The organism is Kordia sp. (assembly GCF_965283645.1).
Lineage (GTDB): Bacteria > Bacteroidota > Bacteroidia > Flavobacteriales > Flavobacteriaceae > Kordia.
Map to the genome: position 1 here is coordinate 5,151,662 of NZ_CBDIPG010000001.1, position 12,429 is coordinate 5,164,090.

The 12,429-nt window shown below is 37.7% G+C and carries 8 protein-coding genes; 1 reads left to right on the forward strand and 7 read right to left on the reverse strand.

What is annotated here, in order from left to right:
• Positions 1-14 precede the first annotated feature (14 nt).
• The 7 genes from ACQ654_RS22695 to ACQ654_RS22725 all read right to left on the reverse strand — a co-directional run bounded on the left by ACQ654_RS22695 (position 15) and on the right by ACQ654_RS22725 (position 11,856).
• Positions 15-6,347 carry a T9SS type B sorting domain-containing protein gene (locus ACQ654_RS22695; protein WP_430412631.1) on the reverse strand — a complete coding sequence of 2,111 codons (6,333 nt, stop codon included), beginning with the start codon at positions 6,345-6,347 and terminating at the stop codon, positions 15-17.
• A 67-nt stretch (positions 6,348-6,414) separates the two neighbouring features.
• Entirely contained in the window at positions 6,415-6,990 is a 576-nt protein-coding gene (locus ACQ654_RS22700) for a YdeI/OmpD-associated family protein (protein ID WP_430412632.1), read from the reverse strand.
• A 2-nt stretch (positions 6,991-6,992) separates the two neighbouring features.
• Complete coding sequence (locus ACQ654_RS22705) at positions 6,993-7,766, reverse strand: hypothetical protein (RefSeq protein ID WP_430412633.1); 774 nt, start codon at positions 7,764-7,766, stop codon at positions 6,993-6,995.
• A 6-nt stretch (positions 7,767-7,772) separates the two neighbouring features.
• Positions 7,773-9,110 (reverse strand): M28 family metallopeptidase, encoded by a 1,338-nt coding sequence (locus ACQ654_RS22710; RefSeq protein ID WP_430412634.1) that lies wholly within the window; start codon positions 9,108-9,110, stop codon positions 7,773-7,775.
• 32 nt (positions 9,111-9,142) lie between these two features.
• The gene (locus ACQ654_RS22715; RefSeq protein ID WP_430412635.1) at positions 9,143-10,405 is read right to left on the reverse strand and encodes a DUF6265 family protein; all 1,263 of its coding nucleotides are present in this window, start codon (positions 10,403-10,405) and stop codon (positions 9,143-9,145) included.
• A 122-nt stretch (positions 10,406-10,527) separates the two neighbouring features.
• Complete coding sequence (locus ACQ654_RS22720) at positions 10,528-11,259, reverse strand: hypothetical protein (RefSeq protein ID WP_430412636.1); 732 nt, start codon at positions 11,257-11,259, stop codon at positions 10,528-10,530.
• 18 nt (positions 11,260-11,277) lie between these two features.
• Positions 11,278-11,856 carry a pseudouridine synthase gene (locus tag ACQ654_RS22725; RefSeq protein ID WP_430412637.1) on the reverse strand — a complete coding sequence of 193 codons (579 nt, stop codon included), beginning with the start codon at positions 11,854-11,856 and terminating at the stop codon, positions 11,278-11,280.
• A 109-nt stretch (positions 11,857-11,965) separates the two neighbouring features.
• Here ACQ654_RS22725 and ACQ654_RS22730 point away from each other — a divergent pair, with 109 nt between their 5' ends.
• Positions 11,966-12,322, forward strand: coding sequence for a DoxX family protein (locus ACQ654_RS22730; RefSeq protein ID WP_430412638.1), 357 nt, complete (start codon positions 11,966-11,968; stop codon positions 12,320-12,322).
• Positions 12,323-12,429 lie beyond the last annotated feature (107 nt).

Here is a 12,429-nt window from a genome sequence, read left to right on the forward strand (position 1 = left end):
TATTTCTGTGTACATTATCTCTTCAATGTAAAATGATTGATAAACTCTTTTGGTGTTCCATCAAATGGATCTACATATTCCACTCTAAACCAATAATCTGCCGATGGCATTGGAGTTCCGTTGTAGGTTCCATCCCAACCAGCGCCTGCTGGACTTATTTGTTTTAGAAGCTTTCCATATCTGTCAAAGATGTAAATCTTCGCCGATGGTTGGTTCTGTAATCCGATAATATTCCATGTCGGATTGTAAGCATCTCCATTTGGAGTAAAGAACTCCATAAAGTCGATCAGTCCAAAAGTTCTTACCAGCTCTCCACATCCGTTGGAGTCTCTAACCGTGATGGTATGTTGTCCTGGTTGTAAATCTGTAAAGATTCCATCTATTTGCCACTGTCCATCATCTAATTGATACTCATAACTCCCTGAACCACCTGATGCGGTTGCTGTGACAGTATGCGTATCTGAGAATGCTGGTGTGTTTACTGCAATATCCAAGGTTGTTGGCGCCGAAGAAGCTGTATAGGTTACACTATCATCAAAAGTACAATTGGTTGGATGATTCATATCGGTTACCGTTACACTATAAGTTCCTGCTTCGGTTACTTGTACCGTTGGCGTAGTTTCTGTTCCACTTGGTGTTGTCCATTGGTAGGTATAACCTGCTCCAAAATCGACTCCAATAGTTCTTATATCCAAGGCTTGTCCTGTAGCATCTACACACAGAATATCAGCTGCAGGTAAGGTAAATACAGGCAATGGATTTACTTGTAAGTTCACTAAGATTGGATCTGATAAACATCCCGTGATGGTTTGTCTAACACGTGCATAGAGCGTTTGTGGATTGGACATGTTTACATATGTACTTGCGTTTGCAATACTATTGCTGTCCATATCCGCATCGGTAGCACTTTCATAATACACCACTTCCATATCAGCTTGTCCATTAATAATGGTTGCATCCAAACTTGTCAAATCAAAGGTTGCTGTGTCTTGATCTGTTTGATCATCTGCACAGAGTTCATAGGTATTTGGAGCAGTTGCCGTTGGAATTGGCTCTACACTGAGTTCTAGACTCGCAATGTTGTTGGAGTTGATACACTCAGTTGCAGTATTCTCCACACGGATAAATACCGTTTGTGGATCGGTGGCATTCTCAAATCCATTGACAAGTGCCGCTGTTCCTGCCAGCGCATCTGCCACCGTTGGATGATAAGTTACTGTAAAGGCTGCAAGATCTTGTGGCGCTTCTAATAGATTCAGTGAAGCAGTTACCACATCCCACTCAAACTGTCCTGTGTTATCATTGTCATATTCACAAAATACATATTCAAAAGTTGTACTAGTTAGTACTGGTAATGGATGTACAATCACAGGAAGCGCTACTACCTTATAACAAGGTAGCATATTGCTATCAATCTGCAAATCACTCTCCACACGTACATAAATAATTACCTCTCCATCAGTATTGGCAGTTGCCATATCAATACTATGCATGGTCGGATCAACAATGGCGTTTGTATCATTCATAGCATCTGTTTCGCTTGTGTGATAACTAACTGTTACATTGTTTTCATTATTTACAATCTCTGCTTCTGACAAAGTAAGATCGAATACTAAAATACCATCTGCATCATCGTCACATTGAGTCAGTGGCTCAGGCATGGTATTAGGTGTTGGAATTGGAAGCACACGAAGTGTCATGGTGATATCAGTGGTACATCCTGCGCTATTGGTGGCTCTGATGTAGAGTGTTTGTGGGTTCTCCACATTTTGATACGCCGTTGGATCTACAATTGGTGTATCACTAGCTAAATCAGTCGCATTGGCATAATACGCAAGTGTTAAACTGGTATCGCCACCTGTGATTTCTAAATATTTCTCTGTCAGATCAAATGTTGTAAGCTCGTCACTATCATCTCCACTTTCTGCATCATCACACAGTGCAAATGGTATGGGTTGTACCAGCACTGGTGGTCCTACCACAATGATATCAAAACGACCAATGGCAAAACATTCCGTAGTATTGTCTTCCAATCGTACCCAAATGGTTTGTTGATTGGCTACAATGTTGGTATAATCCGTTAGATTTACAATTGGATTGAGAGCATCTGCTGCATCTTGCTGACTCTCATGATAACTCAGCGTGAAATCACTTGGTGTTTGAGTTCCATAGATTTCTGTTTGGGTCTGGGTCAGATCAAACATATCAAAACCATCCAAACTATCGGCATCATCACACGCTTCTATATCTGTAATCACGAGTGGCAATACTGGAATTGGTGTCACCGTTAGTTGTAACGGTGTCACGGTAAAACAACCTGTAATAGTATTGGTAGCAAGTACATAAATTTCTTGGCTATCCATCATGATATTGGTGTATGGACTTGCCAGTGGAAATAGGTTCTGCTGTGCATCAGCCAGTGTTTCATGGAAACTATACACCACATCGGGTTCATTGTTGATGATATCGTTTACTAAATCATCCAAATCAAAGAGTTGGAATCCATCATTGTCCTCATCACAGATATCTGCCACTAACATTCCGTTAGGATTTAGTGTTGGACTTGGCAGTGGATTGACACTGATGTCAAAAGTGATGGTGTTTTCACAACCTGTGGTATCATTGGTGGCTTTTACAAAGATGGTTTGCACTCCAGGTTCTGTATTGCTATACATACTTGGATTGGCAATTGGCGTGTCACTAGCTAGATCAGCCGCATTGGCGTAATAATCAAGACTAATTCCAGGTGCGCTGTTGAGTAAATCTTCTGAGAGTGATGTTAGATCAAATACTTCAACACCATCATTGAGCGAAACGGCATCACAGAGTTCCAGTCCTGGTAATTGTACCAATGTTGGTAATTCATTGACGATTAACGTTAGGTTGGTTACTGTAAAACAGCCAGTGGCTAAATCTTCCACACGTACCCAAATGATTTGTGGACTTGGTGGAATGTTGCTATAGGCGTTTGTGTTGTTGATCTCGCCTGCGTTAGTTCCTGCAATAGCATTTGCTTGTGTGTTGTAGTAACGAACATCGTGAGTTAACGGATCTTCTCCGTTTAGAATGTCTGGTTCACTTTGCGTCAGATCAAACTGAGCAATACCATCGGTATCAGCATCACACTCGGCAAGAAGCGTGGCATCCATAGCGGCAATCTCTGGTGAATCGTGAACAATCAAATCAAGTGGTACGACATTGAAACATCCCGTAAGGACATTTTCAACACGTACATATATTGTTTGGTTATAGGCGTTGATGTTGGTGTAACTATCTGCTAACACATTGACATTGTTATCCGCATCTTCTGGTGTTTCGTGGTAGGTGACTGTTACCTGTCCTGGAATTACGCCACCTGTAATTTCACTCTCCGTGCTACGAATGTCGAAGATTCCGAATCCATCGTTGTCCGTGTCGCAGTATTCTAAATCGGTCGGGATATTCGCCACAGGCGATTCACTGACTACAATTTCAAAACTAGTGGTGCTAAAACAGCCTGTTGTTCCATCTTCGACACGTACAAAAATCATTTGTGGATTGCTGGTATTTGTATAGGGAGAAGCGAGTGGATTCATGTTGGTATCCGCATCCGCTTGTGTTAGGTAGTATTGCACCGAAACACCTGTTTGAGTTCCGATGATTTGTCCACTTTGAGAATTTAAATCACTTGGCGCAATTCCGTCAAACGGATCGTCACACACGGCTAAATCATCGGGCATGTTAGCAATTGGATTTTCATTGATGATTAAATCAAAATCCATGGTAGTATTGACACAACCTGTTACGGTGTTTACCGCACGTACAAAAATGGTTCTTGGAAAAGAGGTGTATGGACTTGCTATTGGATCGGTATCGGACTGTGCATCCGCAAGCGATTCATGATATGAAACATCAATATTGGCTTGTCCGTCGATTACTTCTGAATCTTTTGTAGAAAGATCAAAAATGAATTGATTGGCATCATCACTACAAACGACATAATCTGTAATTGTGTTTTGCGTTGGCAATGGATTTACTGTAAGACTGATATGTTCACCAAGACCAAGACAGGCATTGTCCACATCACTATCCACACGCACCACAATGTTTTGTAAGTTAGGTGAGGCATCATTTCGGTGATTGCTAATATCTGGAATTGCGTTTGTTTCTGCCAAGGCATCTGCAAAGTTTTCGTAGTAGGTGATCGTTAATGTTTGACCAGTAGCTGGAAAAAGCGCGTTGATTTGTGCTTCCGCTGAACTGAAATCAAACGTAGCTACACCGTTGGTATTGTCATTATCGATGAGTTCATCATCACAGACTTCATATTCTATTTGAAAGGTAGCAGGAATCTGCGTAGTAGCTACCGAGAGATTTACCTGTCCAATTCTAAAACAACCATTTACAGTTTCTACATTTGCGTAGACTAATCCGCCATTTGTGCTGGCAAATGCTGTTGGATCGGCAATAGGATTGGTGTTATTCTGCGCATCAGTAAGATCCGTATAATAGGTAAATGTTTCATTGGCAAAATCATTCGATAAGAGTGAATTGGCTTCTGTGAGATTAAAATCAGAAACTCCATCAGTATCATCATCACATTGACGAAGCAGTACAGGTTGTAGAACTACAGGCAATGGATTCACCACTACATTAAAGGTAGTCGTTTCAAAACAGTTTGGATTGTCAATATTCTCCACACGAATCACCACTTGATTTCCACCAGCAGTAGTATTGATATAGGAATCTGAAAGCGCGTTCATGTTATCATTCGCATCATTTTGATTGGCATGATAGGACACAGAAAACTGTGTAGGATCTTGCGTATTCAGTACTAAAGGATCAATCGTTGTCAGATCAAAGGTTGTAAAGCCATTGGTATCATCTCCATCAGTGGCATCATCACAAAGCTCGTAATTCATCACGGCATTCGCCACAGGCTGATCAAAGACATCAAAGTCAAAAGAAATGACAGCAGCACAATCGGTATTGTCATTGTTTTCTATACGAATAAAGATCGTTTCGAGTGTATACGCCGTTTGATTTGTGTACATTCCTGCAATAGGATTGGTATTCATATCCGCATCCATCTGTGTAGGATGGAAGGTAGTTGTAAACTGCAATGGATCTTGTGTTCCGAGAGCAATCGCAATGAAATCATCTAAATTTAAGGTAGAAAATCCATCATTGTCATCATCACAAATGAGTTGATCATCGATGACGTTGGCGGTTGGTGTTGTAAATACTTCAATTGTAAATGACGTAACACCTGAACAACCAGAGCCACTATCTAATCGTGCCCAAATAGTTTCTATTGTGAACGCATTTTGATTTTGATACATATCCGAAATCGGGTTCATTTCGTCCTGCGCATTCATTTCCGATAGATAGAATGTGATAGTTGGACTTGCGACACCATTCGCGATAAGCGTATTATTTTGAGTTAGATCAAATATTTCAAAACCATCTCCATTATCATCACAAGCCGTTAAGTTATCTGGCGTTCCAGGATCAAGATTTCCAGAGATTCGCAGTTGAAAATCATCTACGGTAAAGCATCCTGTGTTGTTATCTTGTATACGAACAAAAATATCTTGAGGAGCACTTGTATTTTGAAATGCCGCTGGATTTTGTATCGGACTATTTGCAGTTTGAGCATTTCCAAGTGATGTGTAATATGAAATACTTACTCCTGTCTGAGATCCCGTAATTACAGGTGTATTGACTGTTAAATCAAAAATCGTAGAATTGTCATTCGGATCTCCTGTTGTGTCACATTCTGCTAAATGCAATAGAGTTCCTTGTGGTGCGGTATCTGGCGCATCGTTAAACGTAGCAGTTCCTGTCCACTCTAAATCAAAGCTACTATTACCTATTGGTCTATCTATGACAATGAAATAACGATCTCCAGGATTTACATCTAGCCAACGAACAAAACTATTTCCGTCAGCTCCAGGTCCTTCTGAAGTATCTGTTTCCGTAGCATTCATTCCTGTGAGATTGTTTCCTTGCCCAGCCGCTTGTGGGTTTGTGGTTGAACAGCGAATGGCTTGTCCAATATTTCCACAACTTACACTTGGACCAAATATAAAGAAGTCAAAATCTTCTGTAATGGCATTGCTTGTAGGTGTTAAGGTAAAACCTAACGTTCCACCTGTATTTACGGTAACGTCTAGCCATAAGGAATTGTTTTCCTGGCTACCACAGGTATTTGAGCCTGAAAGTTCTTGAGTTCCGACACCAACTACGTCTAGGTCTTCAAAACCGAGATTGCCACATACAACTATGGCTTCATTACAATCATTTTGGGAATATGCAATACTAGTGAGGAGCAATAGCGTAGCTATCACCATTGGTAACTTTTTCATCTTTTTCATAATAATTATATGCAAGATATTAATTAGATCAATACGATACCTAAAATTCTGACGATTGTTACCTTGTATCCCTAGATTTTACATTTTCAGCACACAAACGAATAATTTCTGTAATTCGTTTCTCACGAGTTGCTTCTCGTTTTGCTTGATTTAGCCAGTATAAATAGCCTTTTCTATAGGAAGGACTGAAGTTTTTATAGTTTTCAAATGCTTTTGGATTTTGATCAAATGCTTGTTGTAATTTTTTTGGAATGATTAAATTTTCAACATCATCCAATGCAGTCCATGAACCATCTTTTATGGCCGCAATCATTTTTAGCGAACCACTTTCGTGCATTTTATTTTCTGCAATGAGTTCTACAATGTATGTTTTGTTGAGCTTGCTCCATACACTTTTTGGCTTACGTTGACAGAAATATTGTCGCCTGCGTTCGTCGTCCAATTTTTTTACTGTACTGTCAATCCAACCAAAACACAAAGCAACTTTTACTGCTTCTTCCCAACGCATGCTTTCTGTTGAAGAACTTACTTTGTAAAATATAAGATAAACGCCAGTAGATGTGTTATGATTTTTTTCCAACCAAGCACGCCATTCCACATCGTTTTTAAAGTATAGTTCTTCTTTTTCGGTCATTGTTATTGAATGTTATCTAAAAATGGTTTCATTTCTAATAGTTCTATATCGTCTCTTTTGCGAAGTTCTTTTAGAAACCAACCTTTGTGTCCTGCGCCGTATGTTATTAAGATTCGTTTGTTTTGATAACGATATTTTTCAAGCGCTTTTTCAATATTCCAATAATGTGCAATGTTGATGTTGTTCCAACCGCCAAGACCTAATTCTACATTAAACAATTTGTTATATACTTCTAAACTAATGTTATAGATGCTGTCGTATGCATTGGTATGAATAAAGTATGGATCATTTTCTTTACCAATAGCTTTCATTAGTGAATCTGAAGTTTTATTCGCATTTGTGTATGCTTTCCAGTCGTTTATACGCGTAGAATCTTGACTAATAGCTCGCAGTTTTTGCTGTCGTTCCATTGCCATTGGTTGTGTCCAACCAGCAGTTGGAATGATTTCAAAATTCATCGTTTTTGAAAGTGGAAATATAACGTCTGTATATTCAGGAAAACGCATTACGCGCGGTTCTGAGATGCTATCATCTTTTTTAAATCCTGCCATAGCCAAAGCAAAACGATCTGGCGGAATTTCCGTAAGGATAATATCAGGTTTTATTTCTTGAATTAGCTTGGTGAGTTTTTCAATAGAATACTCTTCTTTCGTTAGATGACCACTGTGAATTGTCCCTAATACCAATACTTCGTTTTTGTTTGCTTTTTCATCTGTGCACGATGCTATACAATACAAACCGATCAAGACTAAGCATATTTTTAACGTAATTTTCATAAAGATTTATCTAAATGTTTTTGCAGGAAAAGAAATTAAGCTTTCATGTCCATTTTTGCTAACTGTTGCAATTCCGAAATAGTAATTATCAATGACAATTCCGTTTAAAACAAATTCAGTAACATTCCCTACAAAACGTGAATGTTGCCATTGTGGAGCCGTTGTATCACGCCAATATATTTTGTATCCAATAATGTTAGTATCATCCGATTTTTTCCAACGGAATTTTGCACTTGGTTGAACAATTCCGCCAATTTCAACATTTTCTGGAGGCAATGGCGACCAAGCCAAACTTGCCAAGTTGATTGCGTTTACAGCCGTGAGTTTTTTCGCGTATGCAAAATTTACACCTTCAATTACATCACCATATTTGATACCATTTTCTTCTCGAATATCTTGATGCTGACGATTGTAATTTTCGTGTGCTTCCATGATTCGGATTCCTGCAAAACCTAAATCGTTAAAAGGTCTGTGATGTCCACCACGACCAAAACGGTCTAAACGATAAATTAGCATCGGGTTCATTTCGGGCATGTATGTTTTTACTTGTTTGTGTACGTAACGTGCTAATTGTCTTGATATTCCGTCAACTTCACCACCATAAAAACGACGCGCTCTACGTTGGCGTTCCGTTTCGTTTGCAGGCACTGGCTCAGAGAAAATTCTGAATGAACGATTGTCAATCACACCATCAACACCTTCAATATTACCAATCATGTCATTGTTTAAAACGCCAATGATATCCCATCCTTTTTCTTTTGCATATTTTGCCAATCCTTGCCCGCCAAATAATCCTTGTTCTTCTCCAGAAAGTCCCACATAAATAATACTGTTTTCAAATTTATAATTCGATAAAACTCTAGCTGCTTCAATGGTTCCAGCCATTCCAGAAGCGTTGTCATTAGCACCAGGCGCGTCTGTTGTAAAGTCCATTGTGTCGCTTGCGCGTGAATCGATATCGCCACTCATAATGATATATCGGTTTGGATATTTCGTTCCTTTTTGAATCGCAATTACATTTACAACCCACGCATCTTTTGGAACCCGACGATTGCCTTCTTTCGTGACAAAATCTTTTTGATAGAATACATTTAAACAATCATCACAGTTATCAGATATTTTGTCAAATTCACCTTTTATCCAACGGCGTGCCGCACCAATTCCGCGTGTTTCAGATATGGTGTCGCTAAACGTGTTTCGTGTACCGAAATTGGCTAAAGTTTTGATGTCGTTTTCAATGCGTTCTTCCGAAACGGCTTCTATGATATCATACAAACGTTGATCGGTTTGTGACATCGCGATAGCAACTGAAAAGAGTAGGATAGAGGTGATAATTTTTTTCATATGAAAGATTATTTGATAGATTTTTTTGGTTATTATTTTTTGGTATAACTGAATGGAACAATAGCCGTAGCTCCATTTTTTTGATTGATGGCTACATATACAATCATGTTATTTTTGTCTATAGATTCGAACGTCATACCTTCAAAAATAGCTTTGTTTTTGGTGATTTTAATCAATGGGAAATCAACGGTTTCATCTTTTGTTTCCCAACCTTTTAATTCGTTGTTGAAGTGTTTTAGACGAAGTAATAGACTGTTGTTTACTTCTGAAATGGTTTCAATTTCGTAAAAGTTTACTTTTCCATCCACAATCAGTTTGAAAGTCGCCATCATAGAGCCACCAGAAGGTTCGCTCCAGTTTTCTTCCGTTATTCCGCCAAAGGCTTCACCTTTCCAGTTTCCGGCAATCCAACGAATGTTTTCAAGTTTGGGTTTTAGTGTGGTTTCTGGTTCGGCAACTAAAACAAGTTTGTTATTTTGTTTGTTTACCGTAATTCGGGTAATATTATCAAAGTTTTCTTTGTCGAATAGTTTAATAATTTTCCATTCGGTATCTTTTTTTGGATTAAAGTGGTACAACGCTTTTCCTTTTCCCATCAAAATGGAACCATCTGCCAACCAACACATATCTTCTATATTCGGAACCGTATTTGCAATTTTTTTCGTTTCAAGACTTCGTGTATTTAACGAACGAATTTCCCACTCATTTTTGTTCTTTTTTATATAACTGACCAAGTTTGTATTTGGAATGTTGTGCAACGACCGACCAATAGTGGTATCAACCTGAATGTTCAAGTTACTTTTTAGGTCGGAAACGATCAAGTTATGCGGTTCGCCTAATACAAAGGAAACCAACATATTTCTGGAATTCCATACATGATATCCAACTTTTAAATCTTTGAGTAAAACCTTGCTTTTTCCACTTCGGTAACGATATAAGTGTTGCAAACCTGTAGTATCGAGTCGGATTGCTGAAAAATCTTTCGTTGTTGGAATGCTTGTTGGCGAATATTCACTTCCTTGTTTGGTATCTGTCAACCATTTTTTTGAACCATTATTGGTAGCATATGAAACGACATCCGTTTGTCCGTTACGCGTAGACGCGAATAGAATCGTGTTTTCATATTGAAACGAAGGTTGATTGTCATAGCCTTCATTGTTAGAAATGTTTTTTCCGTTGGTGATATTGATTTGATTTCCTGTAGTGTTGAGATCAAATAGATATACTTCTGTATTTGGTTGACAAATAACAGCAAGCGGAAATATAATTACTAATACTTGTAGTAATCTTTTCATATGAGGTTGTTGGTTTGGTGACTGAAAGTTACACAATTTTGAAAAGATGCTTTGTATTGGCGTAGTTTTTTAACAAAATGGAGTTTTAGATGTACAATTTTAAACTTCAATACCGAATCGGTTTACGTATGTTCTAACAATCTCTTTTTAATCATTTCAATTTCAACTTCCGTATTGAAAGCTTTTTCAAAATGTTTATTGATCCAATAGGTAGCATTTTTTGAATCTTGTTTCTTTTTGTATAAAAATGCTAAAATGTATTCAGATGTGATGATTTTATTTTCAAATTCATAGCAAAAAGGTGGATTTTTGATATCTTCTAAAACCGAATTTATAATTTGATCAAGTGTTTGATGCGCTTTAAACCATTTTTTAATTTTCGGCGTATTATACCATAACACTTTATCTAAGCTACATCTAAATTTATGCTCGTTATATGTTTTTATTTTATACGGTTTTGAGCGTTTATCTTCCTTATAGTTTTGCCAACCTTCTAGTAGTTTTTCGTAAATAATTTTTGTGGATTTTTCAGTGCGATGATTGATTAGTTTTTTTCCACTAATTGTGGGAATAAAATCAAAACAGATTCCATAACTAAACGAACCACCATACGTTTTGAAAACGTGGTATTCAATTACATGTTTGATACCGTCTTCATTGAAATCACTAAACCAATGATATTTACCATTCCAGTTTGTAAGACCAATTTTGGCAAATGCAGGATTAACAACTTCTTCAAAAACTTCCAAACGTTTGGCTAGTAATACTTCATCAACATCTTTGATATCATCGAGCAATTCCCACATTTCTTTTTTTCTGCGGAAGTAGGTTTGTATGTTTTTAAAGATATTCATGTGTGTAGTAATAGTGTGTCAAATTTCAAACTTTGAGACTTCTATAATTTCTCCTGAAGGTAAATTGTTTAGTAAAATAGGACCAATCCGAATGCGGAGTAAGCGTAAGGTCGGAAACCCAACTTTTGCGGTCATTTTTCGTACTTGTCTAAATTTCCCTTCGTTGATTGTGACGGAAATCCAACTCGTTGGTCCATGTCGTGCGTCACGCAATTTTTTGGTACGTGCTTTAAATTCTGGTGCAGGATTTAGGATGGAAGCTTCACACGGTAAGGTTTGATATTTTTTCCCATGAATACCAATTTCAACACCAGTTTTTAGTTGATTTACAGCTTCTTGCGTAATGTTTCCATCAACTTGTACGTAGTATTCTTTCTCAACTTTTTTACTTCTGACTTGTTCACTTACCATTCCGTCAGTTGTTAAAAAGAGTAAACCTTCTGAATCTTCATCCAAGCGACCAATTGCCATTGTGTTTTTAGGAAAATCATGTAATTCGCCTAACAGTTTTTTGTTTTTTCGCTTGTTTTGATTGTTCACAAACTGCGAAAGATATCCAAACGGTTTGTGTATGATAAAATGACGGTGATTTTGCATAGTATTTTCTCAAACTGAAAACTACCATTTTTATGGCGTAAAACAAATTTTTATGGATGTTAAGCCGAAAAGCATTTTTATTCCTAATGTAAACACGTAACTTTAACAAATGTCAACACTATACTATATTTCTTTAATTTCCATGGCTGGAATTTACATTTTTGCAGGAATAAGTCATTTCTGGAAACCGAAAATTTTCTTAAGTATTACGCCAACATGGGTTCCGTATCCTGCAATTGTAAATGTTATTGTTGGAGTTTTGGAAGTTGTTTTGGGAATTGGACTTTTGTTTGAAGCGACACGTTCTTTTTCCGCTATTGGAATTATTATTTTATTAGTTGCTGTTTTTCCTGCAAACGTAAAACATTACCAAAAGGCAAAACGCAACCGAAAATTTGTGATTCCTACTACAATTCGATTGCCGTTACAACTAGTGTTACTTTATTGGGCATATACGTTTGTGTAGCTTGTTTGGACTTGTTAGCATTTTTTGAATTTAGTTTTTTCAGAAATTATTGTATATAACTTTTAGAAGTAAATTCATTTTCTCCGCTGCGTACAAAAGCTATTTTC